Genomic DNA, 25,707 nt, shown 5'->3' with positions numbered 1-25,707 from the left:
TATAATATTGCATAGGGTTTCCACGAAAAACCCAATTCGTATCATATATGCTTATGAATTTTTAAAAATTACTTTATTTGACAATGGAAAAAAAAGGTGTACAATTACTTTCGAAAAGTCTAATTATGAACAATAATTAAAAAAGTGTTTATATTTTTTAAAAAAGGCAGTTATATTTATGCGCATTAAGTTTTCAAAGGAGTAAATATTAGATTCCCCCTAAAAAACAAATTTATCCAATAAATGTTTATAAAAATTAAAAATTACTTTATTTGACAATGGAAAAAAAAGGTGTACAATTACTTTTGGAAAGTTTAGATATGAACATTAGCAAAGAAAATGTTTATATTTTTTTATCAAGAAAATATATTTATCCAATTTTATATTTAAATTTAGTTAATATTACACTTGGTTTAATAATGAGTGCGATATATGTTTAGAATACAAGTTTTTTAAGGGAACATATTTTCAAGATTATGATATAACTGGCATTAAACGAATTGAGTTAAGGCAATGGGCAAAAGATTAATCTGTATTGTCGTGATAATTAAATCTGCACAACCTATAGGGTTAAATAGATATTTGGTGTAGAACTCTGAATAGAGTGTTAATTTTTATTACGCTGGTTTTTAGGAGAATTAAAGTAAAAGCGATATTGATATGTAATCAAATTATCCATTGTAAATCCTATAAATTATATATAATGATCGACTGGGATTTAGAGGTATAAGAAATTAAGTTGACATTAAAGGAGGTGAAAAATTTTCATAATGGACAAATGTCCATTATATAGGATTTGTTAATTTTTTTGAAGAGAGGAATGGTATTAGGTGGGGAAATGTGGAATTGTGAGTTATGGAGTAAAAGTACCTATTCGTAGAATGAAAATAGAGCAGATTATTGATGTTTGGAAAAATAATGATATAAATATTTTAAAGAAAATTCTTAATGTGGATGAGAGAGCTGTTCTCAATTCTGATGAGGATGTTATAACCTTAGGATTAGAATCAGCAATTAAGTGTATTGAAAATTCGGTAATTAAAAATAATGATTTAGAGGCAATTTATTTAGGAACATCAACAAACCCTGATCTTTCGAGAGCGAGTGCTGCAACAATTCTTGAGATGATAGGTAATAATCATTATGCTATGTGCTCGGATATACAGTTCTCTGGAAAATCTGGAACTTCTGCTCTACAAATTGGATATGGGCTGGCTAAATCGGGTTTAGCAAATAATATTATGATAATTGGTTCAGATACAGTAAATAGACACATTCCTCCTGGGGATCAAAGAGAACCTTATGCAGGAGCAGGAGCAGCCTCTTTATTAATAGGGAGAGAAAATATAATTGCTGAAATTGAAGGAATAGCTTCGTATACATCGGACTTTCCTGATGATATTCGGCCGGAAGACGAACGATATATCCGTTCTGGCATGCCTCTAAATAGGGATAAACTTTCATATGGCTTAATAAAACATTCAGTAAAAGCAGCCAATAAACTTTTCGAACTGGAGCATACAACAGTAAATGATTATAAATATGGGGTTTTTCAACAGATTAATGGCGCAAGTGCTTATGCAGTAGGTACTGCACTGGGATTTGAAAAAGATCAAATTACTCCATCTATCTTTGCTAATAAAATTGGAGATACAGGAGCAGCCTCACCATTAATAGGACTGGCAAAAATACTAGACGTTGCGGAACCAAACGATAAAATTTTAGTTGTAGGTTATGGAGGAGGAGCAGGAGCAGATGCTATTAGCCTAAAAGTGACAGATTACATAAAAGAATTCCAAAAAAATACAATGCCTGTAGAATATGACGTGAATAAAGATAATATGTATGTAGACTATGCTAGTGCTGTTAAGTATGAATATAAATATATTAGACCAGAAGTTTCTTTCAATACATATCTTTAATAAAAATAAGAAAGAGGTTAAGTGCTTATGAATAATAGTGTGGCCATTATAGGAATGGGAGCTACCAAAAACCCTGGTTTAAATATGGTTGATAAAACATTCAAAGAACTAGTGGTTGAAGCTAGTTATGAGGCGATTGCTAATGCAAAGATAGATCCATTATTAATTGATGGAGCAACTTTTTCATTTACTGGAGAGGGAGAGATAGGACATGGTGGTACAGGAGCCACTTTAGTAGATGCTCTTGGGTTAGCTCCTATCCCATGTTTTCTAAATACTGCGAATTGTTCAAGTGGTTCAGTTTCTGTCGTTGAAGGATACAACATGATTTTATCAGGTCAGTATGAAGCTGTGTTAGTATGTGGGTTTGATAAGCAAACTGATATTATTCCTTTTGAAAACTATATGCTAATGAGTACAGATGTTATGTATGACTATAATTTAGGGATTTCACATATAGACGCTTTTATGCTAGCGGATGAATATTTTAAAGAAAATAAAGTTTCTACACAGGATGCGCAAAATAGTTTGCTCCATTTTGCACAATTGATGCGTAAAAATGCATATCATAATCCTATTGCAACCTTGTATAGAAACCCAATGCCTCCAGTAGAAATTTTGAATAAAATGCCTTTTAATGGGAATATCCTTATCCCAGGAGAAGGGGCAGCGGCTATAATTTTAGCTTCAGAAGAATTTGCAAATAAATATTGTGAAAATCCTGTATTTATCAAAGGCGTAGGTTTTTCTAGCAGTTCGCATTATTTTGGACATCAATATCACCCTGAATTAATTCAAGATAAGGAAGCAGAAAAGCCCCCAAAAACCAATATGGCAAGTGGGTACTCACTTGCTTTGGCTTGTAAGAAGGCCTATGCATCAGCAAATATAAAACCGGAAGATATAGATGTTTTGGGACTTTATGACATGGGGGTTAACCCATTTATTTCTTTAGAAGCCGCTGGTATTTGTGAAAAAGGAACAGCTTATAAATATATTTTGGATGGTAACATTGATCCTGATGGTAAATGTCCTGTTAATGTTGATGGTGGAAACATTGGTAGAGGACATGTTGCTGGCGCAGGTGGTATATATCAAGTAATTGAAATTGCAAAACAACTTCAGGGTCAAGCAATGGGAATACAGTTAAATAATGAATGTAAGTATGGTATGTCGACGGTAATTGGTGGATATTATGCTACTGCAGTATCAATAATTATTGGCGCAGAAAAATAGGGGGAGAGATAATATATGTCACAACAATATCCAGAACAAATTCCTAATCCCATGGTAGCTTCTACTTATAGAGAATGGAGAGAACAAGGAGGAAAGTACAGACTTGAAGGGAGTGTTTGCGAAAAATGTGGGGCTCAGTTTTTTCCAAGAAGAAGAGTATGTGCTAATTGCCATTCTTTAGAGTTAGAATCGTATCAATTTAATCATACTGGCACTATTCAAAATGTAATAAACAGCGGCATACCTCAGGTAGCGGTTATGGGTTATGGAGAAAACTCGCCTAGATATATAGCTTCTATTAAATTGCTAGATGGTCCAGTTATAATAGGAGAAATAATTGATGTGTTTGATACTTCTAAATTAAAAGTGGGAGCAAAAGTTAAAATGGTCGTAAGAAAGCAGGCTCGATCTACAAATTTGAATTGGAATTACGCATATAAATTTAAATTATTATAAAGTTAAACTAAGGTATAATTTCGCTTTGTTTATTAGGATGGAGGAATTTAAATCTTATCAATATCATCTATACGCAGTAATTTGAATCCGGATAAAATTATAAATGAAAAGGAATATTTAGAATATGAAAGACTTAGCGATAAGAAAAAGAACGAATTCTTGACCAGTCGCTATCTTATTAAACGAATGATTTGTAAAAAATATACTAACTGTAGACTTCAAGAAATAACGATTTCTCATAATTATTTGCGAGCTCCATTCCTAGAGAATATTTCTAGTGTTGAAGTTTCGATTTCTCACTCGGGTGAATTAGTATTTGTAGCATGTTTTGAAAATAAACAGCCTTTAGGTATTGATATTCAAGTCATTGAAAAGAATTTAACTTTAAATGGCATATTAGAGCATGAAAATAAAGTTTTTGAATTAGATAGAGAGCTTAAGTACATGATGGCTAGTGTAAAAGAGTCATTAGGAAAAGTCCTAAAAATAGGATTGTTAGCTAATAAAGATATATATACTATAAGAAACTTTAGCATTAAAGAGATTGAGGGTGTTAGAGTATATGAATTTCAGTTTGATAACTTTAAATTTTATAAAGGGTATGCTCTAAAAATAATTCCAGGTTATGTTATGAGCTTTGTAACAATTGATTCCAGTGAAATCTTAATTAATATTATAAGGGAACTAAAGTATATTATATCTGAAAATCAATTTATAGCAAAAGAAAGGTGTTTAGATGATATACCCACTAAATGAATTTCAAAAAGAAATTAGTTTGTATTGTTTAATAAATAAGAGTTCCAAAAAGTATATGTTAAATAGTATTTTTGAATTACCCTCAGAAACGGATTTAGATCGTTTTCAAAGATGTTTACTTGAAGTATTAAATACTCATCCGCTACTTAAAGTGACTTTTGAAATATTTGATGGACAATTTAGATTTAAAAGAAATAGCAATTTTGCACCCGAAGAGATTTTAAGTATTTTTAGAAAAAACGAGGATATCCGTGGAATTGAAGAAGAAGAAATTTTCACAAAAGACTTTGATATATTAGGCAATGATCGGCTAATTCGAACGGCATTACTAACAAAAGGAACAAAACTGTATTTTCTTATGTCTGTACACCATGTCATTTTTGATGTCTTCAGTGGTATTGCTTTTTTTGATCAAATTGTCAAATTATATAATGGAAGCATATCTCAAGTTGAATTGAAAAATAGTGTGGAAAATAGTTTTGAAAATTATATAACAGCCCAACAAAATACTTTAAATCATGATAAAGCAATTAAGTATTTTGAAAGCAAAAATGACATTTTAAAAGAATTTAATAAAGTCAATCAAGTTGTAGTAAGTGATGAAAGAAAACTTAGAGTAATAAATATTGAAAATGAAAAATATTTAAATTCAGATTTTAGAAATCAATCAGCAAAAGTAATATTAGCCCTTGCTATAGCGATGAAAGAACAGTTTAGTATGAGAAAACTAGTTATAGGTGTTCCTGTTCCAAATAGAAATAGAAATAATAAAAATATTACATCTTGTTTAGTGAATGTATTACCTATTTATATTAATCTAGGGGCTCCTTATACTTTTGAGGAAAGAATTAAGGATATTGAAATTCAATTGTTTAAAAATTTAAGATTTCAATCTTTTAACTTTATTTCTCATTTTAGAAAGGAAGTACCTGGTGGGTATTTCCCAATTGTTTTTACTTACTATCCAAGTGATTTTGTGTTTGGAACAACAGAGTATAAAATGAAAGCCAAAAATATATTTTTCACAGAATGTCCAGCTACAATTCATATTAGAGCAAAAGAAGACGGTTCAATAGAGATTGATACTATAGATGATAAAAAAGAACTAGTAAATAAAATAGAAAAAGAAATTTTAAATATTTGCGGATAGGGGTTTTTATAATGACTAATAATATTGTTACAACATTTTATAATAGTAGTGATGTGAAATCTAAAATTTACGAATCTTTTGACAAAGAGTATGCATATAACGAAGTTATAAAAAAAGCAAAACAAATTGCTAATATTTTACAACGATATGAACAAAAAAACATTTTAGTACATGTGGACCATTCTATTCTTTCATTGACAACAATAATTGCTATATGGCAATTAAATAAAACATTTATACCTGTCAATACCAATACTTCATTAGCTCGTTTAAAGAATATTCGCTCACAATTAAATGATTATATTGAAGTGAATTTTAATGATATTAAAAAAGACAATACTATAAATATTACAAATAAATTAATAGAAAATGTTGAAGAATTTTCAGATATTTTTGTCGATGAAAAAGAAATTGCTTATATATTATTTACGTCTGGCACAACTGGAAAGCCAAAGGGAGTAAAAATTACCCATAATAATTTAATAACGCTCTTTAAGAATACAAAGGATCTATTCGATTTTAATTCAAATGATGTTTGGATTAATTTACATTCATTAGAATTTGATTTTTCTATTTGGGAATTATTTGGTGCATTATTAAATCATTCGAGTCTAGTTCTACCTGGAGATATTAAACTGTATCAATTTGATGAAATTAGTAAGTTGATTAAGAGATATGATGTTAATATTTTAAACCAAACTCCAACAGCATTTTATAGATTACAGAAGTATTTACAATCAAGTAATGTAGAAAATCTAAAATATGTGATATTTGGTGGAGAAAAATTACAAGTTGAAATGATAAAAGAAAGCTTTGAAAAATATAACAGAACACGTTTCATAAATATGTATGGTATAACTGAAATTACAATTCATGCTACATATCATCAGATTAGCGAGATTGATTTTCTATCACCTAAAATATCTAATATTGGAAAGGGTATTGGAGAAAGTAAAGTGTTTTTGGTGGATGAATCTCGAAACCCTATTGAAAATGGAGTGGGTGAAATATGTATTTCAAGTGAAAGTGTGTCTCCAGGATACTTAAATAATGGAAAGTTATCAAGTGAAGTTTTCATTGATTATAAAGGATTACCAACTTATTTTTCTGGAGATATAGGGGAGTATATTGAAGGGAAGGATATAAATTATATTGGTAGAAAAGATAATCAAATTGAAAAAAACGGATACAGAATTGAATTGGATGAAATCAAATATAATTTACAAAAGCATAATAATGTAATTCAATGCGAGATGGATTATTATGATGAACAAATTATCGCTTATCTAGTTCTTAAAGAGAATATCTCTGATGATCAAACTTACGTTTTTAATAATTGGCTAGATCATAAAATACCTCCTTATATGATTCCAAATAAGTATGTTCAAATTAAAGAAATGCCTTTAACACAGAATGGAAAAATTGACATTAAAATGTTAAGAAGTGATACAAATACTAAAGATTGCTTAGCTAACACAGGCGATTTATTTATTGAGTGGTTTAAAGAAACTTTGGAAGATTACACAAAAATCCCTAAAGAAAAAATAAAAAATGATGCTAATTTCTTTGACATGGGGATATCTTCTCTTCAATTAATAGATATTCATAATAAAATTATAAAGAATTTTACTGTAAACAAAGAATTTTCGGTTGTTGATTTATTTCAATTTAGTAGCGTACAAGCTATTACTACTAATTTTGTTATGGGGAGAAAATAATCATGGATAAAATAGCTATTGTTGGAGTCTCATTTGACTTACCTAAAACTAGGAATTTAGGTGAATTTGGAGAAGTACTACTTAACGGAATCGATACCATTACAAATTTAAATATTGATCAAGAAAATCAAACTAATAAAATTTCTAAAGCATATATAGTAGATGACATGAAAAAGTTTGATGTTGACTTTTTTAATTTAACTCATAATGAAGTAATAAACATGGACCCACAACATAGAATATTTCTAGAGCTTTGCTGGAAAACCCTAGATCAATATGGATATTTAAATAATAAAAATCTTTTAGATAAGACAGGAGTGTTTTCAGCTACTACAACGGGGGATTATTTATATAATAATATTTTAAGTGAGAATAAAGATTTACCTTATTCAACTTTTATAAATAATATACCAGATACAGCAGCTACTAAAGTGTCTTACAAATTCGATTTAAAGGGAATAAGTTTATCAGTTAACAGCGCTTGCTCTAGTGGATTAGTTGCTATGAAACTTGCCATTGATAGTTTAATAACTAACGACATTGAAATGGCATTAGTTGGAGGATGTAAATTTATTTGTGATTCAGAAAATGGTTATTTTTATAAAGAAAATAGTATTTTTTCTAAAACTGGTAAATGCTCGCCGTTTGATATTAATTCAGATGGTATGGTACCAGGAAATGGTGGTGTAGTAATCGCCTTAAAAAAATATGAAAATGCTTTGCGAGACAATGATGAAATATTAGCAATTATTAATTCGATTGCTATTAATAATGATGGAAATAATAAAAATGGTTATACTTCGCCTAGTATTGATGGTCAATGTAAAGTCATAAAGAAAGCGTATGAAGATTCAGATATAAATATTGAAGAAGTTGGATATATAGAAATGCATGGAACTGGAACAGCAATAGGTGATGCTATAGAAATTAGATCAACTAAGCAAGCTTTTTCAACTAATACATCTACATATATAGGATCTATTAAAAGCAACTATGGGCATTTAGATACTGTTTCTGGTTTATTAGGAATTTTAAAGGGAGTGTGGATTTTACAAAATCAAACCATACCAAAACAAGCTAATTTTACAGGATTAAACCCTTTACTTAGTAGAGATGGAGAAGGTTTTTCAATAGCTCAAGAAAATATATCTAAAAGAATAAAATATGTTGGAATTAATTCTTTTGGTATAGGAGGAACTAACTCTCATATTGTTTTAGAAGCAGCTCCCTCAAAAGAGGGGGACTTATCAGAGGATAATCAGAGAACAAGCTTTATTTTACCCTTATCAACTAAAAATGCTGATGCACTCTCAACTTACAAAGAAGAAGTTGTGGCAGGGTTATCGTTATTAGGAAAAGTGGATAGAAAACGGTTGATTAGAACCCTTCTTTTTGATAAAAAAATTTACGATAATGTAATTTTTGTAGAACATGATTTGTTATTGGATAAAACGTATTTTCTTGATGAAGTCGAAGAGTATGATGAGATCAGGGACTCTTTTATAATAAAAACTATAGATGAAAAATTGTCATTTCTAAGAAATGAATATCAAGAACTTTTAAAATATAAAAAAATAGGTACACCAGTAGAGAATTTGTTCAAGAAACAAATATGGATTGAACCGAATCCAAAATATGAACAAAAAAAATTGCAGACACCAGATGGTTATCAAAATATAGATAGGTTTATCGAGATCATAAAATCATATGAAAATATTGAAAATGAAGAAATTCTTCAAATGCAATTGAAGAATTTTGATATGGATTCTTTCTTACTTATAGAAATGATAGAGGAAGTTAAAGCAGAGTGTGGCGTTGAACTAGACTTTAATGATTTTTTAAATTCAAATACTACATTCAGAGAAGTATTTTTTAAAGAAAATCATAAGTTAGATAATAAACATAATAAATTTAAAAATATACAAAGTTTGTATGACTATTCAGCCGATAAAAAAAATATGTATATTTTTCATCCAGCAGGTGGAACTGTATTAGGCTATAAAAAAATGCTTTCAAGAGAAAATCCAAATTATAATTTGATGCTCATTAGTTTTCCGATGTCTTACATTGATACCATATCATATTTCTCATTAGAGCAATTGGCAAGTTACTACTTAGATCAAATAAAAAAAATTCAAGATGGAAATAATGACTATGTATTATGTGGCTATTCATTTGGAGGAAATATTGCTTTTGAAATAGCTAGACAATTAGAAAATGAAAATGTTGTTGCTCAGCAACTGATATTAATAGATAGTTATCCAATGGATGCATACTATATTGAAAATTATAATAAGTCTTCATATAAGAATGTATTTGAAATAATTCAATCAGAATTAGAAAAGAATAATCTTGCTATTGAAAAAGAGGAACAGTTAGAGGATTTAATTAATGTTTGGGAAATAAACCATGTAATGTTAAAAAAATATAAACACGATATTAAGTTGAATTGCAATACTCTCTTATTAGAATGTATTGAAAAAGAAAACCCTGAGATTTTAAAAAAATTAAATATACAAGATGTCCCTAAAATTATATGGGAAAAATATTTTACTAACTCGATAAAAACATTACCAATAAGAGGTAATCATTATTCGATATTTTCAAATGATGAAATTGCAAGTATGGTTGGAGAAGAGATTTTCCGTTATATGGATTCCGAGAACAGAAATTTTCAAGACTTGTATAAAGAAGGAAGCAAAGTGGCAGTAAGTCTTTAAGGTGTACTATTTTTATTAAAATTTATTATTAAAGTATTCTATCATCAGAAGGGCTTTCATAGTAGGAAGTACCTTCTGATCTTATTTTTTCTGTGAAAAATTTTTATTGCGATTAGTTTGAATTCACATCTAGAATTTTATTTATTTTTAATAAGTATTTAATACAGAAAGATAAAACATACTTCTTTTTGTTGAAAATTGTTTAAAGTGTTTTTTTAGATGCAAGAAATTAGTTTTATTATTTTTGCAAGGTAGCTTTATGCAAAAGGTACAGAAAGGTATTTAAAGTAAAATAGATATATTGGTATAACGAATTATTCTCTTGTAATGAACCATTAGAAATTAAAAATATTTATAGATAAAGAGGAGGCTTATTCATGTCTTTACATAATACAAATATTAATTTGAAAACAAAATCAAGTGATTCAATTATAGTGCTACAAGTACCTAATTTGGATTCTTTAAGTACTGAAGAAGGGAATCAATCAATAATTTCTCCCATAGTTATTACTATAGATAAAACATCTATTTGTTTTTGCTTTTCGCAAAAACAAACAGATAATAGTGATTCTTATGTGCGATATAATATCCCGATTAAAGCTTATAACTATTTAGTTACGTATGCAGAAAAAAGAGAAGAGCATTTCACTTTTGGTCTTCAAGTATATGGAAATTATGGTGAGGTTTTATTAGAACATAATAGCTACTATAAGGCAATGAATAATAGCAGTAATATTTTTAAATTCCAAGAATTTCTTAAAGGATTAAATAATTCAATCGATAGGTATGTTAATATTCAAAATAAAAAAAGAATAGTGTAGTATTTTTGGGTTTTAAAAAATATTTTTAACTGTAGGTATAGGGTACTAAAGGAGGTTTCTAAATTGAATTTTATGGCTCAAAAGAACGTTGAAATTCAACATTCTTTTGAGAGGTTAAGGAGGTGGTTCCTGTAATCAAACATTTATAATTCCTGAACCAATTATAAATCCATTGATGCTTATTTGAGTTATAAAGTTAGCTATTTCTTCAGGTGGTTCCTTCATTCCTTGATCAAACCACTCTTGTATAATACCAATGTGTGCAGAAAAAATATAGGCAATTAAATAAGGTTTTGGGATGGATAATTTATTTTCTTTTTCTTTTGCAAGAGGCAGTTTAAAAATATTTTCTGCCATTAGTTGTTGAATTTCCTTTTGAAATTTTAGAGTATGCTCACTTTTAAGTAAAACCTTCAACAGAATATGGTTATTCTTATAGTAATGAACCATTTCTATTAAAAAGGGGATACTTTTTTGGGATTCATACAATTCTATGATATTAAGTTTTTCTACTTCTGCAGATATTTTTTTGAGATCGTCTATTATTTTTTCTTGACATGAATTCAATAAATCATATTTATCTTGATAGTGAAGATAGAAAGTTCCTCGATTAATATCGGCATATCTAGTTATATCTTTGATTGTTATTTGATTGAAGTTTTTTTCATTGAGTAATTGGGTGAAAACTTTATGGATTACTTTTTCAGTTTTTACATAAAGACGATTTTTTTTGTTCATAATTAAAGCTCCGTTCCTAGGTATTCAATTAGAAAATTTAGTGTTATGCAACTCTACGCCTTTTAGCTGTGTTTTGTGCCTAAAAGGAATACTGCTCCGACTTGAGTAACACAGAGAGGAGTGTTACTGATCGCCAAATCATTTTGTTTCATCTCTCTTTAACTGTGTTATCTTGTGGATATTCAGCATTAATCCATAATTAAATTCATCAAATTAACATTAACTTGTAATACAAATTAAGAAGAGGGAATACGTTCCGGAATTCTTTTTGTAATCTTAAACCTTGAGTATTTAAAGTTTAAGCTATACTATTTTTTTATATTCTAATGATTTTATTATTACGCAATTATATGTTCTTAGTTACTTGTGTTCCTTTTTTATGGAATCTGTTAATTATAAATTTCATTTGTTAGTTTCGATAAAGTTATCTATTATGTAAAAAGACCGCAAGGCTGTTCAGTGCTTTGCGGTCTTAGAATATCTTGCTTAAATGCTTTCTATTAGAATCAACAGCGCGCTTCAAATGTACCTATTTTTTATTATTGTTTTTTATTTAGAAAAGTCATTTTCTATTGGGTAGATGTTGAATACTTATATTGGATAGTATTTGGAATTTTCTAAGCTTAACAATAGAAAAAATCAACTTCGGATGAAAAAATTATTCGATTTTTAAGGTATTCATTTAAAAGAGCTCTATATGTAGTATGATTTAATGCACCATAACATTTTTACCTGTAGGTAGTGTGTTTGATTTGGTTTTAGTATTTTTTTGGATGATAATTCTTCCCATTGCTATACCAATAGTTATAAGTGAAACAAAAAGAAGAATGTTCATATCGTGTGATAAGTCTGATCCTCCAAAAATTACTGTATAATATCCATCTGCTACATAAGTTGCAGGGAAATAAGAACCGACAGTTTGATAAAAGTCTGATAACATTGCTTTTGGAACAATTACTCCAAAAGTAACTAGTTGTAATGAAAGCGAAATAATGTTAAACACCATACCCGCAGGTCCAAATAGAACGACAAACATTTGTGTTAAACTTAAGAAAGAGAAGAAGACAAGAGTTTGGAACACCCATGTTTCAAACACATTTGTATTTAATTTGATATCAAACAAGGACATAAATATTAACGTAATAAAAGCTAAGATAATAGATGCGACAATATTAATAAATTGTCTTGTGAAAAATATAGACCATTTGCTATGAATGCTTTTTAATTTTTCTGCAACACTATTGAGATTTAAACTCATGATCATAGCACCAACCCATGATGCAAGAACAATCAATAATGGAAGCATAGTTGCTGCAAAGCCTTCTGTATTATTTGTTTTTTTGACAGATGATTGAACAGAATCAATGTTTAACGAATTCAAAACTTTTGTGATATTTTCTGATAACTTTTGAGCCAATTCTTCTGATGGTATCGCTGTACTTAGTTCTTTAGATAGATTTGAAAGAATAAGTTTTTGTTTATAAGTATATATATTTTTATTAATTGTTTGAGTAATATCTTTCGTTGCCCCAGCCATGATTTGTTTTGTTAGAGATGAATTCGCCTGATTGATGAAATATTTAATTTCTACATTATTATTTTCTTTCAATAAACTTGAAAAGTTTGCAGGAATTTGTATAACCATATCTAGGTTACGTTCATCCATATCTTCTTTAGCATGTGCTACAGAACCGTAGCTTTTAACTTTAAAGGGTAAGTTTTTCTCTAGGTTTTCTTCAATAGTTGTCCCCATTTGTTTATCCTCATTAACTAATCCAACTTTTAATTGATCTACCCGATCAGTAACACCATCGTATGCAGTCATCCATACACAGAAGAAAATTAATAGAAATGCAAATGCTGTTGCAATTCCAATAAAGGTTTCACGATGTTTAAAGAAATTTTTTAAAGTTTTCATTTTTATACTCCTTCTTTTTGAAAAAAATAAAGTAAGTGCATACTTGCATTTGTTGTGAAAAAAGAACTAGGGGGTTAGTCCCCTAGAAAAAAGTTGGATACTATGTTTTAGAAAGTTTTCTTTTGAATTTGAAAATACATTATCGCTAAAGCGAGAATTAGAAAGAAAGTACCCGAAATTCATCCAAATAAAGTTCATGGCTTGAGCTTCCATATCGGTTTCAATGAGCCTACCTCTTTTATTCATCTCAATAAAATATGAAACTAAATCGTCTTTTAATTGCTTAGGAATTAATGCGATAGTTTCATTAAGTTCTGGAAACATTCCAGCTTCGCGAAAACTAATTAAAATTAAGTCTTTCATTTTTTCAATATATCGATGATACCCCTCTGCAATCAATAACAAATCATGTTCAAGATTCCAAGTCATTTCTTCATGCATTAATTTTTTTAGTACGATATTACGCGATAAAAATTCTACAGATTTTTCCATTATTTTCTTTTTACTTCCGAAATTTCGGAAGATGGTTACTTCGTTTACGCCTGCTAGTTCTGCAATAGAACGAGTTGTAGTTCCCTTATATCCATAAGTGCGGAATAATTCTAAAAAAGCTTCAATGATACGTTCTGATGTGTTTGTCATTTCATTCATACTTCATCCAACCTTTAACAAATCTTTTTAAAACTTTCAACTACAATTGCAAGTAATCACTTACTTTATTAAGAGTAAATCATAGAAATAGAAAAGTCAATATTTTGTTAAGATATAGTATTTTATTTTAGAAAAAGCTTTTATTGAAAAGAATTTTCTTTTAAGCTGTTAACTGAATATTTATTTCGCTGTATTTTGTGTGGAAATCAAGCTTATCGAGAAAAGATTTTACTTTTTGAGCTCTTATTCATTTGTATAGAATATTAAATACAAATCTATCAACAACAATATGTATTTTTAAATCTATATTTATAATAAGCTTGAGTACAGCAGCTTTTGATTTTTCGGTAAAAAATGGTAATTAAACTTGTAATTAATGGTATATTTTTCTTTTTTGTGGTAAAATTATATTGTATATTTGTATATATAATATTATAACGAAAGAAGTATACTGAAGTTGGAGGTAAAGGCATGGACTATGATACCGAACAGTTTATAGATCAGCTGGAATGGAAAATGAAGGTTCGTATGAATGAGGCAAACGGAATAATAAAGTGCACTGAAAAGGAAAAAACAGGTGAATTATTGCAAAGTGTTTTACAGGATATAAATATAATGAGGGGATTAGTTGAAGTTTATCTTCCATTAGAGAATGGTCCTGTTGGAGAATTAATACAATTTCAAGAGAAATTACTTCATAATCAAAACTATATTGAAACAGAATACAACAAATTAATGTCAATTATCGGATAGGCTAGTTGATGGTCTATAGAATAGGGATATAGATTACAAGTTTCAAATAAGTGACAATTTGATACTGTAAGCCAACAAATAAATAGCCATTGATGAGATATTCTAAAAATGAATTTTCATATATGTTAAAAAGAAAGGGAATCTTATATGAATAGTATAATAAGTGAAAAAATTAGTTACAAGGAAGTACAAGAAGTGTTGATTGCAGTTATTAAGAAAGAAACATACCTTCATGAAGTAAAACTTGATTCAACTCTACAAAATTTAGATATTGATTCATTGTTATTTGCAGAGATACTAGTAAATGTTCAAAATGAGTTTGACCAAGATATTGAGATAGAGAAATATTTAGCTAAAGAAGTTAGTAGTCCAGCTGTTAAAAATGTAGTAGAAGCTCTATATAAAGCTTTAAATGTCTAAATTTATTGAATACTAGAGAGGATTCGGTATAGCAACTGTTGTTAATCTTCTAATAAACTGTAAATTTGAAATTAGTGTGAAACCATCTATAGCTTAGTAGTCATTTAGCTATTAAAAATGAATTTTATATTGCTTAATAATTATATGGATGTAAATAATAGGCTTGTTTATAATGATGTTAGATTTGCTAAATAAATTGAAATTAAACATAAAAAAACTAAGCTACTTGTTTTCAAGAAACAAGTAGCTTAGTTTTTTGCTTAGATTTTTTATATTCTAGTATATAATTCGACTACAAATTCATCTTTTCTTTGCCAACTCTTCCTTCTCAAATATGTTACTTTTTCAAGTACTGACTTAAGAATGCGATTTTTCTTTTCTATATCCTCTGTTGAATGGTATGCTTCCAATACATTTTTAATTTTGGGCACAAACCCATTTATATGTTTTTCTCTTTTTAATGTACTCTTAATCTCATGTTCAAGTTGTTTAATTTCTTCTTGGGTAGATTTTAAACGTATTACAATCGAGCTTTGTCGTTCTAAAAAGGTCTCAATATCGTATACACCCTTCTCCAATAAATCATGGAGTTTATTTTTTTGCTTTTGTAAATCATTAATTTGTTTCACTTTTTTTTCTAGAGCTTTTTGGTGTAGCTGAATATTATTTTTAGATTTCTTTTTTTGTACCATGTTTTCTTGTATCTCAAAACTCTCGATGATTTGCTTTAATCCATCCAGTATACGCTGTTCAACAAGTGCTAAGGAGGCTCCTTTTTGAACTCCTTTACATGACGGCTGTACACAACGGACTTGAGGGTTAGGACGATCTTTTCGCGGTTGATAAAGCATGGAATGACCACATAGTTTGCATAATAAGATGCCCGCCAATGGATTGGAAAGTTTTTTTGTTTTTATTGTTGGAGGTCTCCAACGTTTGCTATGAGCTATATTGGCTTTTTGAAATAACTCTTCTGATACAAGTGGAGTATGAGCATGATCGTGTCGTTGCCATCTTTCCTTCGGTACTTTTTTACGAGTGTACTTTCCATTTTGTTTGGTATAACGTATTTTCCCCCAAATAATGTGACCAAGATATACTTCGTTTTTTATAATAGAGGAGATAGTTGAAGGATTCCAATATTCACCTTCAGGAGGGGAAATACCTAACCTATCTAATTCTTGGGCAATTGCCTGTCTTCCCATTCCATTCGCCATTAATTCAAAAATTTTTGGTATCACCCAACTCTTTTCAGAATCAGGATAAAGTTTTAAGTTATTATCTCGTAAGTATCCATAAGCTGGCACGCGAGAGATAGATTTTCCTTCTTTTGCAGAAACCCTTCTACCACGCTGCATACGTTTAACAATTGTTTTTAATTCTTCTCGAGCAATTAAAGATTTTATACTAAAGGTCAACTCTTGATTTTCATCATTTGGATCAATAATTTCTGTTGGAGTAATAATGAATGTCTCTGAATAGCGAAACACACGATAAATCGTCCCCTGATCTACCATATCCCCACGACCAAGACGGTCTAAATCCATTACTAACACAGCATTAGCGATGCCTGATTCTACTTCTCGAAGAAGTTTTTGCATCATAGGTCTTTCAGATATATATTCACCAGAAACAACTTCTTCTAAAATATCAATGATATTATGGTGCTCTTTGTGAGCGAGTTCTAATAACTGAGTACGATGACGTTCAAGTGTGTCATAATGTTGTCCGTGTTCCATTGCCTTTTTCTCTTCTTCAAGGTCTTTTCGACTTTTACGTAAATAGATAAATACATCAAGTTCTTGTGGACGGTACATTAGTTTCACCTACCTGCTTGTCTATTATTATTGTTATAAATATGTATGGCTAGCTTGTCCTATGAAAGTGATAGTTCGTCTTTTTTTCTATCTTGCATACATATAATGCAAGGGGGGATATGATGAAAGAATTCCAATTTGGTAATACAAAAGTCATTATCCATTCACCACTTGCATCAATGGAAAAAGAAGAACAAAAAGAATGGTTTCAACAAGAGTGGGAAAAGAAAAATCCAATTTTAAGGTCTATAGTTGAAGCGGCAGTGAGTTGTCAGGAAGACGAAAAATAAAAAGAGCATCCTCTTTACTAAGAGGTATGCTCTTCTTTTTTTTCTAAATTATTCATCGACATAAATAATTGTTTTTTATTGTGAATAGCTTTTTTAGTTCTGTAAATAATAATCTTGATCATTGTTATGGAAAGTAGGTGAAGCTGGAGATAAATCAATACCTTTCTCTAAAGTCTCTAATAAATAATATCCAAATGCTTTATCCTGTTGTATCAAATTATGTAATAGGGTACTTACGCGAGCAATTCTATATTTTGTTTCATCTTGGGTTAATGAGGAATTATCTATTGTAATGAGGCGAAGCTCATCTTGTAGTTTTTGTAATAATGAAAGTTGAATGGTATCCGTCTTTCCTGTTTCAAGATTACTTAAATAAGCTGGTGATACACCAAGCTGTTTTGCAAAAGTGTTTAGCCCAATGCCTTTTTGAGTACGTAGTGTACGAATGTGTTTACCAATTTCATTTATCATAAGACTAACCTCCATGGATTTATTGAAAGGAATACATAAAATGAATAAGCAAAAGAAAATTACAATTACATCAGTAAGTTATGTTCATGATCCAGAATCAGCTCAAAAATGGTTTGAAGCGTATATCAAGATTGTTGAAAAAGAATTAGTTAAAGCAATTAAAAAGGACTAGCTGCTATTTTTGATACATACAGTGTAAATAGAACATCATGAGAGGAGGTCCTGAATTGAAAACCGTTGCATATTATAGAAGTTCAATTGATTCTCAGGAAAACTCAATCGAAATGCAACAAAATTCAGTTCTTACTCGCTCCATTGATATGGCATTGATTATCGATGAAGAATATATTGATGAAGCGGTATCAGCCCGAAAAGTAAGTTTTAAAAAACGTCCAGCTCTACAGAAATTATTACAAGATATCAACAACAACGATGTCGGAACCTTATTTGTATTTAAGCGAGATCGACTAGCTCGAAATGTGATGGAGTATTATGAAATTTATCAAATACTAAGAAACAAGAAAATAAATGTTATTTTAACTGCACCGAATGAGCCGCCAGTGTACTACACACCAATTGGTGAATATCTTGAATTAATTATGGCGGGTATGGCCCAACGTGAAGGCGAACAAATTATTGAACGTTTAAAGCAAACATTAAAGTCAAACTTCCAAAGTGGTAAAAATCCAGGACGTCTTCCGTACGGTTACACATGGAATAAAGAAGCGAAAGAAATTGAATTGGTTGATAAGCAAGTACAAATTGTTAAAAGGATTTATCAAGAACTTGTATCGGGAAAATATGAATCCTTGAAAGAGCTTTGTAGTGTATTAGGCTTGAAAGAAAACGGTAAGTCTTGGACTTCGGCTGATATAAGAAAAATTGTATTAAACCCGACATATATTGGATTGCGTACTATGAATATTTTTGGTGAAGATGTTACTAGTAAATATGAAAGACTTTCCATTATTGATAAGAATACATGGGAAAAAGCATGTAGTGTTATCACCATTTTATCTCCCAAAAAGACTCATCAAGATTATGTATTCGAACAAGTGTTATATCCATTGCAAGACTTATTAATTTGTTCGAAATGTAATGAATCATTACAAAAAGTAAAGGCCAGAAAAAAAGAAAATTTAAAGTATAAATGTTTAAATCATTATGCGGTTTATGTTCTGAAGAGTACAATTGAACCATTAATCTTTGAACGCTGTAAGGAATATTTTGATAGCTTACTTACTTCCCATTTTCATGAACTATTCGATCGATATGAACAAAATGCTAAAAAACAAATACAACAGAAAATACAAACCATTGAAGAGAAAATCCAGCTTATGAATGAAAAGTTAATTACAAAAGTAGATACGTGGTATCACGAAACTGATGCGCCTTATAAGGATCAGAAAGAAGTCGAAATTATGGCGCTGTATGATGAGCTGGCAAAATATAAAAAACAAAAAGAACAGGTAACACAGGAATTAAGTGATGTAAAGCAATTACGTGAAAAGATAAGTAATTATCAATCCTCTATGTCGTTGTCCTATGACGAGATAAAGGAGAATCGACAGTTAGGTTCCTTTTTTCAAGATTTAATACAACAAGTTAAAACTGACGGAAAGAACTGCGAAATTATTTTTAAACACCCATTCTTACGTACTCAAGAGGTGTTAACATCATGAAGCTTTCTCATATATTACAACCAAATATGAAGGCTGCTTTTTATGGGCGTCATTCTACGGATAAACAAGATATGGATATGCAATTGAATTCCGTTATGGAAGTGATTCGCAAATATAATTGTATTCATACTCATTCTTTTCTTGATAAGGCTGTTTCCGCTCGGAAAAATAAAATTACAAGTAGGAAAGAACTTGAAAATATGTTCGAAGCGGCAAAAAGAAAAGAATTTGATTTTGTCATTGTTTATAAAAGTGATCGTTTGGCCAGAGATCCTCTTGAGCATCAAACGATACGTATTGTCATGAAGACACTAGATATTCCCATCATTATTAGTTCAACCGAAATTGTGTATAATACTGATACTGACTTGATTGTGCAACTTATGGAAGATGGTTTTACCAAATATGAAGTGGACACCATTATCGCCAGAACACGATCAGGTCTAGAAAACAAAGCAAAACAAGGGAAATGGCTTGGTGGTAAGCCTCCGTTTGGTTACACATATGATAAGAATAGTGGGCAGTTTATAGAACACCCCGAAGAGCTTTGCTATGTAAAAGAAATCTTCAACTTATATTTAAATGGTCATGGATTTCAGCATATTGCTAATACGCTCCCTAACGGTTCCCGACGCGGAAAAGATTGGGGGAAAGAGAATGTAAAGGCGATTGTGCTTAATCCTTTTTATTGTGGTTTATTATCATGGCGCCGACAAACAGGTGGAAAGCAAAATGTAAGGGATATTTGGGTCGAAGCACCAAACTACTATGTGAAGCCAATTATTTCACGAACGACATGGGAATCATGCTGGCGTATTTATTCAGAAAAACGTAATGGTAATATGGTTCCTAAACATTACAAAACAAGTTTTCTTTTGCAAGGATTGCTTTCTTGTGAAAAGTGCCAGGAACTAATGAAAACAAAGAATCAACAAACAATAAGTTCTACAAATAAAAAGTATGGAGGGAAAATTTATTTCTGTTCTAACTGCAAATTAAGAATAGATGCAGACCTCCTTCATGATAAAGTAGTTAATCAAACACTTACTGATGTAAAAATAAGTGGATTTCATAATGTGTATCATGCTATAGAACAAAAAATTAGGTATGAGATACAAGAATTGAATAACAATATTCAAAAGCATCAGCATCTCTTCGAAAACTACACCATCAAACTTCACAATATTACAGAAGAGCTCAAACAGCGTATGAAAAATAACGATGATAAACGTTTTTTGAAGTCCTTAGCGATTTATCGTTCGGATGTACAGCGAAAACTAGATGGAATCATACAACAAATGAACGACTTTAAACAGCAAATCATCCTTAAAGAAAAAATTGAAAAAAGTAAAGAAACATGGTTACATACTTTGAATGAAGTATTTCAAGATGATGTCAAGCTTCAAGAAATAAGCGATATGGATAAAAGACGATTTTTATTGCCCCTCATTCAATCTGTATTCATTAAAGAAAATAAAAAGCGTAATGAATATGATATTTCATTACAGTTACGAACCGATTTTTCAAAGCGTGATGTACAAAATCAAATCAGCTTAATTTTGTAAAACAGCTATCACATTGGTGGCTGTTTTTTCGTTATTGATGTATCGGTATTTGGGGTGAACTGTAGATGAAAATTCTTTTGCTACTCGGTGATTAGGAGGGAGTGGTATACCACTCCCCCCTAATCACCGAGTTTGATGCTCTTGAGAAAGAGCATGTATCTTAAGGATAAAGGGTTTGTCTTTATTTATTATTATGGACAGTGATTTAGAGAAATAAACATACTCGGTGATTGGGGGATAGGTAACTATTTAAAACATTTGAGAGCTCGGTAATTGGGTAAATAAAAAATGCCTTATCATTCCCGCTGTAAGGAGGCATGAGGGATTATTGATTTGAGTCTAAGATACAACACTTCTTAAAAGTGGACCTTCATCAAACTAAGGTTTCACACTACCAATAAAGAAAAAAACGCTATTCTTTCTGTAGAATTATAGGAAAGGATGGCGTTTTTTATATTTGAGGATAGTGGATTTTCTTAAGTTGATGGATGTGGGGTACCGCCAACGCTATCAAGTTAAGAAATCAAGTCGTATCCAAAACGCGAATTTCGTACATTAAGTGAGTTCTGCAAACGATATTTCATGTTTGTTATGGTACTTTGTCTTTGGTAAGGAGCTTTGGAACTGATTTTTTAACATAAAAGTGCCCTCTATCCAAATGCATTAACAAGCATCATAACAGTGCAACTTAATTACATTTCGGAAGTTGTAAAGAAAAAATGAAATAAAGGAGAGGGGAATTCTTCCCCTTCTCTTTTACTCGCGGCGTTGCCATCGCAATTTATCACACGTTGGGCAATACACGAAGATCCATTCCAGATTAATCGTTCCTCGCCCTGTTGAAATCCACGTCACGCGGAATGCAACATCAAAACATTCCTTGCAGCGATACACCTCATCATGATTTACATCAAATACAACTCGTTTTTGTTTCATTAAAATCATTCCTTTACTTTTATTTGATTCCAATTTACCCATTACATTTGTAAATTACTAGGATTGTATTTTTACGCTGAAAAGGTTAAGGAGACCAAAAGAATTAAAAAAATTTTGATTCGACCACCTCAGCCCATTTTTTTCTTATAAAAGCAAAGAATAGAATCTACCATATATAAAACAATTGAAAGGAGATGTGATACATATGAAAAAATTTATTAAATTTATCCTGGCATTTTTGGTTACGTTTTTAGCAAATATAGCAAGCCAATATATCATTAATATGTTCTTTTAAAAGAAAAGCCTTCCTATATTATAGGAAGGCTACGTTATAAAATAAAAACCTATTAAAATATTGAAGGTTAATAATTTTGTAAGAATTAATGAAAGAAATTTTATTAATTAGGATTATTAAATTTACTGTTTTTCATGTTAAGATGAAGTCAATTGTTATCGTAAGGTGATTGAGTTGCTATCCTTTCTCTAATATTTTTTGAGGGAAGGGAGGTGCGAAGATGGAAATAACGGAACTATTTGATTACTTAACCAATTTATTACATGATCCTATTCAGGGATTTTTAACAATAATCTTAGCAGCATACGGAGATAAGTTAGCTGATAAAATCAAAAATAAATCAAATAAAAGAATCGTCCCAAAGGCCTGCCAGCGTGAGGACGATTCTAAACAAAAATAATATTTTGGCAACCGATCTTATGATAACAGTTACCCAGAGAGATGCGCCAACATCTCTCTTTTATTATATACTCCAGAGTATTACTACAATACTACTACAGTAAATATAACAAACATATGCTTAAAAGTACAAATGGAATGTTATGGGGATAAAAGACCACTTACTTCGCTTGTATCAACATTTGATTGAAACAAAAAAGCCTTCTGTATACCAGTAAGGCTTCTTTTTGATTATTGGTCCATTTTTGAAGGTTTTTTAATATTGTTTTATGTATTTATTAAGGTAAACATAATAAAGTTACAAATGAGTTTGGGGAACAGAATATATTTAAATTCGGTTACATCCCTGCTAATTAAACCAATACAATCGCCACAGTACCCTCATGTCAGCCTATAAAAATATTAAAGATGAGAATTTCAGATATTATATTTTAAAGCAAAAAGCAGATGTATTCCACGCGATGAAGAGCTTCTTTAGAGAAGAATCAGGAGAGAAAATGGCATAACCCCTTTAAAAAGGGGTTATTTTTTTGTTAACTTTTTATTTTTTCAGTTGACAATGATAATGAAAATCATTATCATTTATTCGAGATATGATTACATTTAGATTTATATATTTTGGAGGAGATGTAAAGTTGAAAAAAAATAAAAGAAAACATATAAATGCGATGATTATCGCTGCGGCGTTATCACTTCCATTTGCTACGTATTCAACGCCTGCTTTAGCGGCAGTAGCAATCGAGGCGAATAAAACTGGACAGACTTTAGAAGATGGTACATATGATGCTGTTATGAAAGCATATAAAGATAAAACGAATGAGGAGTCTATGGCAGCTGTTTATATAAAGGATCCTAAGTTAACGATTGAGAATGGAAAGAAAATTGTAACGGCAACGTTAAGTGATAGTGATTTCTTCAAATACTTGAAAACAGAAGATATTCATACTCCTGGTGTGTTTCATGATGTAACAGTAATATCAGAAGATAAAAAGAAAAATGGAACGAAAGTGATTCAGTTTGAAGTAGGAGAATTAGGAAAAAGATATGATATGCAAATGCATATTTATATTCCGACAATGGCCTATGATAATAAATATCAAGTGCAGTTTGAAGTAAATGCTTTAAATTTAGAAAATAATGTTCCAGAAAAGCAAAAGGAAAATAAAGAGGATCAACAGGATGAAAACGGAAATGTAATATTAGATAAGCAATTACAAAGGCATATTAATAAATATAATTTGAATAGAGAGAATCTAAATACGCCAATAACTAAGGAAGATTTATTAAAAATTAAATCTTTAATAGTCGTTGAAGCTAAAAGTAAAGGAATACAAAACGTAACTGGTTTAGAATATATGACTAACTTAGAAACCTTAACATTGGAAGAAGTTAAGTTAGAAAATATACAATTTATCTTGAATTTGAGACAATTGAAATCATTAAGTATAACTTATGGTGAACTTAAAGAGATTGGACCTTTGACTGAGTTAGAGAATATTGAGAGTTTAAACTTGAGAAACAATAAAATCTCAGATTTAAGCCCATTGAGTCAAATGAAGAAGATCAAAATGCTAAATTTAAATAGTAATGATATAAAAGATATTAAACCATTATTTACAGTAACGACTTTAAAGACTTTGACTGTAGCAAATAATCATATTAGTAATGCTAATCTTGCTGGGATTGAGCAATTGAAGAATGTGAAGAGTTTATCTTTAAGTAACAATGGACTTACTAATATTGAACATATTACACCAATGAAAAAATTAGTAGAGTTAGACCTTTCTAAAAATGAATTAGAAAACATCGAACCTTTATCAAGATTGTCTACTGTACAATCACTTAATTTAGAAGAAAACTATATTTCAGATATAACTCCACTTAGTCAATTAACAGGTTTATATGATTTAAAGCTAGGGTCAAACGAAATTCGTGATGTTAGACCGGTTCAAGAGTTAGGAAAAAGAATGTACATTGACGTTCAAAGACAAAAAATCTTTTTAGATGATGTGGAAAAAGATAAGGAAGTTAAAATACCTATCTATAATTTACAAGGAGAGCCACTCAATACTATTCAATTAAAGAATGGAGATGGAATAGTTAATAATGGTTCTGTTAAATGGAGTACTACTGGTGAAAAAACATACGAATTTATGTTAGATATAAAGCCAGAAGAGAATCGTATTAAGTTTAATGGAACAGTAATTCAAAATGTTGTTGAAAGGTTAGATGAAATAAAGGAAACAGTAAAAGAGGATCGAGAACAAAATGGAAATGTAATACTCGACAAGAGTTTACAACAACATATTAATCAAAAGAATTTTGGTAGAGAGAATCTAAATGCCCCTATAACAAAAGAAGATTTATTCAAGATTAAAACATTAGAAATACTTAAAGAAAAAGGAAAAGAGATAAAAAATCTAACTGGTTTAGAATACATGACGAACTTAGAAAACCTCACTTTAGAAGGAATAGGGTTGAAAAATATTGAATTTATCTCGAACTTGAAACAATTGACGGATGTAAATTTATCTCATAATAAAATTGAAGATGTAACGCCGTTATCTTCACTAGAAAATTTACAGTGGTTAAACCTTGCAGATAATCGTATTAAAGATGCATCAGTTCTTGGTTCAATGTTAGACCTACTCAGTTTAAAATTAGCCGGAAATGAGATTCGTGATGTAAGGCCATTGATACAATTAGGCCAATGGTTTTCAATTGACGTTGGAAGACAGAAAATCTTTTTAGACGAAGCGAAAGTAAATGAAGAAATTCAAGTTCCTGTATATGATTTAGAAGGAGAAATTATTGAGAATATTGAGCTAACAAGTGAGGGTGGAACGTTTAATAATGGAGTAATGAAATGGAGTACTTCGGGTGAAAAGGTATATAAATTTGATTTAGATTCGGATGAAACTAGTATAAGTTTTAACGGAACAGTAATCCAGAATATAGTTGACAAAGAAGAAGTAAAAGAACCAACAAAAGAA

The 25,707-nt window shown here is 30.1% G+C and carries 22 protein-coding genes and 1 pseudogene; 17 read left to right on the top strand and 6 right to left on the bottom strand.

The annotated features are described in order from the left end of the window. Positions 1–848 precede the first annotated feature (848 nt). The 8 genes from MR113_RS21290 (at position 849) to MR113_RS21255 (ending at position 10,779) form a co-directional block, all read left to right on the top strand. Complete coding sequence (locus MR113_RS21290; RefSeq protein WP_242256719.1) at positions 849–1,922, top strand: hydroxymethylglutaryl-CoA synthase; 1,074 nt, start codon at positions 849–851, stop codon at positions 1,920–1,922. 27 nt (positions 1,923–1,949) lie between these two features. After that, entirely contained in the window at positions 1,950–3,158 is a 1,209-nt protein-coding gene (locus MR113_RS21285; RefSeq protein WP_098632108.1) for a thiolase family protein, read from the top strand. 15 nt (positions 3,159–3,173) lie between these two features. Continuing rightward, positions 3,174–3,614: a Zn-ribbon domain-containing OB-fold protein gene (locus tag MR113_RS21280; protein ID WP_098632110.1), complete on the top strand. Its 441-nt coding sequence runs from the start codon at positions 3,174–3,176 to the stop codon at positions 3,612–3,614. A gap of 81 nt (positions 3,615–3,695) precedes the next feature. Next, positions 3,696–4,370 (top strand): 4'-phosphopantetheinyl transferase family protein, encoded by a 675-nt coding sequence (locus MR113_RS21275; RefSeq protein ID WP_242256717.1) that lies wholly within the window; start codon positions 3,696–3,698, stop codon positions 4,368–4,370. Continuing rightward, complete coding sequence (locus MR113_RS21270) at positions 4,351–5,520, top strand: condensation domain-containing protein (RefSeq protein ID WP_242256715.1); 1,170 nt, start codon at positions 4,351–4,353, stop codon at positions 5,518–5,520. Before MR113_RS21275 ends, MR113_RS21270 begins: the two co-directional genes overlap by 20 nt. 11 nt (positions 5,521–5,531) lie before the next feature. Continuing rightward, a complete protein-coding gene (locus MR113_RS21265) occupies positions 5,532–7,238 on the top strand; it encodes a non-ribosomal peptide synthetase (RefSeq protein WP_242256713.1) in 1,707 nt (568 codons plus the stop codon). 2 nt (positions 7,239–7,240) lie between these two features. Beyond that, positions 7,241–9,958 (top strand): beta-ketoacyl synthase N-terminal-like domain-containing protein, encoded by a 2,718-nt coding sequence (locus MR113_RS21260; protein WP_242256710.1) that lies wholly within the window; start codon positions 7,241–7,243, stop codon positions 9,956–9,958. Between the two features lie 377 nt (positions 9,959–10,335). Beyond that, positions 10,336–10,779 carry a hypothetical protein gene (locus MR113_RS21255; protein WP_098632121.1) on the top strand — a complete coding sequence of 148 codons (444 nt, stop codon included), beginning with the start codon at positions 10,336–10,338 and terminating at the stop codon, positions 10,777–10,779. Between the two features lie 135 nt (positions 10,780–10,914). Here MR113_RS21255 and MR113_RS21250 read toward each other — a convergent pair whose 3' ends face one another. From MR113_RS21250 to MR113_RS21240, 3 genes are all read right to left on the bottom strand, one after another. Next, a complete protein-coding gene (locus MR113_RS21250) occupies positions 10,915–11,517 on the bottom strand; it encodes a TetR/AcrR family transcriptional regulator (protein WP_098632123.1) in 603 nt (200 codons plus the stop codon). A gap of 709 nt (positions 11,518–12,226) precedes the next feature. Then, positions 12,227–13,435, bottom strand: a complete 1,209-nt coding sequence (locus MR113_RS21245) for a YhgE/Pip domain-containing protein (protein ID WP_098632125.1) — start codon at positions 13,433–13,435, stop codon at positions 12,227–12,229. 66 nt (positions 13,436–13,501) lie between these two features. Next, positions 13,502–14,086, bottom strand: a complete 585-nt coding sequence (locus tag MR113_RS21240; protein ID WP_098632127.1) for a TetR/AcrR family transcriptional regulator — start codon at positions 14,084–14,086, stop codon at positions 13,502–13,504. A 471-nt stretch (positions 14,087–14,557) separates the two neighbouring features. Between MR113_RS21240 and MR113_RS21235 the strand changes: the two genes are divergently transcribed. Further along, on the top strand, positions 14,558–14,839 hold the full coding sequence (locus MR113_RS21235) for a hypothetical protein (RefSeq protein WP_098632129.1): 282 nt from the start codon (positions 14,558–14,560) through the stop codon (positions 14,837–14,839). A 147-nt stretch (positions 14,840–14,986) separates the two neighbouring features. Next, a complete protein-coding gene (locus MR113_RS21230; RefSeq protein WP_098632131.1) occupies positions 14,987–15,259 on the top strand; it encodes an acyl carrier protein in 273 nt (90 codons plus the stop codon). A gap of 269 nt (positions 15,260–15,528) precedes the next feature. Here MR113_RS21230 and MR113_RS21225 read toward each other — a convergent pair whose 3' ends face one another. Next, positions 15,529–17,076 (bottom strand): recombinase family protein, encoded by a 1,548-nt coding sequence (locus tag MR113_RS21225; RefSeq protein WP_098632134.1) that lies wholly within the window; start codon positions 17,074–17,076, stop codon positions 15,529–15,531. Between the two features lie 122 nt (positions 17,077–17,198). Between MR113_RS21225 and MR113_RS21220 the strand changes: the two genes are divergently transcribed. Next, positions 17,199–17,366, top strand: coding sequence for a hypothetical protein (locus MR113_RS21220; protein ID WP_166504398.1), 168 nt, complete (start codon positions 17,199–17,201; stop codon positions 17,364–17,366). Positions 17,367–17,459: 93 nt separating this feature from the next. On the opposite strand, the gene MR113_RS21215 is transcribed toward MR113_RS21220, so the two are convergent. Next, positions 17,460–17,837 (bottom strand): helix-turn-helix domain-containing protein, encoded by a 378-nt coding sequence (locus tag MR113_RS21215; protein ID WP_098632137.1) that lies wholly within the window; start codon positions 17,835–17,837, stop codon positions 17,460–17,462. 40 nt (positions 17,838–17,877) lie between these two features. On the opposite strand from MR113_RS21215, the gene MR113_RS28400 reads away from it, so the two are divergent. From MR113_RS28400 to MR113_RS21205, 3 genes are read left to right on the top strand one after another with little or no spacing between them, the layout of a single operon-like run. Then, positions 17,878–18,009 carry a hypothetical protein gene (locus tag MR113_RS28400; protein WP_255285506.1) on the top strand — a complete coding sequence of 44 codons (132 nt, stop codon included), beginning with the start codon at positions 17,878–17,880 and terminating at the stop codon, positions 18,007–18,009. Between the two features lie 55 nt (positions 18,010–18,064). After that, positions 18,065–19,519, top strand: a complete 1,455-nt coding sequence (locus MR113_RS21210) for a recombinase family protein (protein WP_242256708.1) — start codon at positions 18,065–18,067, stop codon at positions 19,517–19,519. Then, a complete protein-coding gene (locus MR113_RS21205; RefSeq protein WP_098632141.1) occupies positions 19,516–21,084 on the top strand; it encodes a recombinase family protein in 1,569 nt (522 codons plus the stop codon). The genes MR113_RS21210 and MR113_RS21205 overlap by 4 nt, the downstream gene beginning before the upstream one ends. A 756-nt stretch (positions 21,085–21,840) precedes the next feature. Here the strand turns inward: MR113_RS21205 and MR113_RS21200 are convergent. Next, positions 21,841–22,053 (bottom strand): hypothetical protein, encoded by a 213-nt coding sequence (locus MR113_RS21200; protein WP_242256706.1) that lies wholly within the window; start codon positions 22,051–22,053, stop codon positions 21,841–21,843. Positions 22,054–22,535: 482 nt separating this feature from the next. On the opposite strand from MR113_RS21200, the gene MR113_RS21195 reads away from it, so the two are divergent. The 3 genes and pseudogenes from MR113_RS21195 to MR113_RS21185 form a co-directional block, all read left to right on the top strand. Beyond that, positions 22,536–22,715 (top strand): hypothetical protein, encoded by a 180-nt coding sequence (locus MR113_RS21195; protein WP_197241420.1) that lies wholly within the window; start codon positions 22,536–22,538, stop codon positions 22,713–22,715. Positions 22,716–23,067: 352 nt separating this feature from the next. Continuing rightward, positions 23,068–23,220, top strand: a pseudogene (locus tag MR113_RS21190) (sporulation protein YhbH); the annotation flags it as partial. 129 nt (positions 23,221–23,349) lie between these two features. Continuing rightward, positions 23,350–25,707, top strand: a 2,358-nt coding sequence (locus MR113_RS21185) for an NEAT domain-containing protein (RefSeq protein WP_242256704.1), incomplete at its 3' end; no start/stop codon positions are given.

The organism is Bacillus cereus group sp. BfR-BA-01379 (assembly GCF_022663605.1).
In the GTDB taxonomy this organism is placed as follows: domain Bacteria; phylum Bacillota; class Bacilli; order Bacillales; family Bacillaceae_G; genus Bacillus_A; species Bacillus_A mobilis.
Note: the sequence above shows the minus strand (reverse complement) of the source record. Positions and strands in the feature narration are given on the sequence as shown.

Excerpts from the sequence above, each read along its gene's own strand:
- MR113_RS21195 (WP_197241420.1), top strand. The coding sequence starts at position 22,536 with ATGGAAATAACGGAACTATTTGATTACTTAACCAATTTATTACATGAT.
- MR113_RS21215 (WP_098632137.1), bottom strand. The coding sequence starts at position 17,837 with ATGATAAATGAAATTGGTAAACACATTCGTACACTACGTACTCAAAAA.
- MR113_RS21250 (WP_098632123.1), bottom strand. The coding sequence starts at position 11,517 with ATGAACAAAAAAAATCGTCTTTATGTAAAAACTGAAAAAGTAATCCAT.
- MR113_RS21260 (WP_242256710.1), top strand. The coding sequence starts at position 7,241 with ATGGATAAAATAGCTATTGTTGGAGTCTCATTTGACTTACCTAAAACT.
- MR113_RS21265 (WP_242256713.1), top strand. The coding sequence starts at position 5,532 with ATGACTAATAATATTGTTACAACATTTTATAATAGTAGTGATGTGAAA.
- MR113_RS28400 (WP_255285506.1), top strand. The coding sequence starts at position 17,878 with ATGAATAAGCAAAAGAAAATTACAATTACATCAGTAAGTTATGTTCAT.
- MR113_RS21230 (WP_098632131.1), top strand. The coding sequence starts at position 14,987 with ATGAATAGTATAATAAGTGAAAAAATTAGTTACAAGGAAGTACAAGAA.
- MR113_RS21245 (WP_098632125.1), bottom strand. The coding sequence starts at position 13,435 with ATGAAAACTTTAAAAAATTTCTTTAAACATCGTGAAACCTTTATTGGA.
- MR113_RS21235 (WP_098632129.1), top strand. The coding sequence starts at position 14,558 with ATGGACTATGATACCGAACAGTTTATAGATCAGCTGGAATGGAAAATG.
- MR113_RS21225 (WP_098632134.1), bottom strand. The coding sequence starts at position 17,076 with ATGTACCGTCCACAAGAACTTGATGTATTTATCTATTTACGTAAAAGT.
- MR113_RS21280 (WP_098632110.1), top strand. The coding sequence starts at position 3,174 with ATGTCACAACAATATCCAGAACAAATTCCTAATCCCATGGTAGCTTCT.
- MR113_RS21285 (WP_098632108.1), top strand. The coding sequence starts at position 1,950 with ATGAATAATAGTGTGGCCATTATAGGAATGGGAGCTACCAAAAACCCT.
- MR113_RS21205 (WP_098632141.1), top strand. The coding sequence starts at position 19,516 with ATGAAGCTTTCTCATATATTACAACCAAATATGAAGGCTGCTTTTTAT.
- MR113_RS21270 (WP_242256715.1), top strand. The coding sequence starts at position 4,351 with ATGATATACCCACTAAATGAATTTCAAAAAGAAATTAGTTTGTATTGT.
- MR113_RS21240 (WP_098632127.1), bottom strand. The coding sequence starts at position 14,086 with ATGAATGAAATGACAAACACATCAGAACGTATCATTGAAGCTTTTTTA.
- MR113_RS21220 (WP_166504398.1), top strand. The coding sequence starts at position 17,199 with ATGAAAGAATTCCAATTTGGTAATACAAAAGTCATTATCCATTCACCA.
- MR113_RS21255 (WP_098632121.1), top strand. The coding sequence starts at position 10,336 with ATGTCTTTACATAATACAAATATTAATTTGAAAACAAAATCAAGTGAT.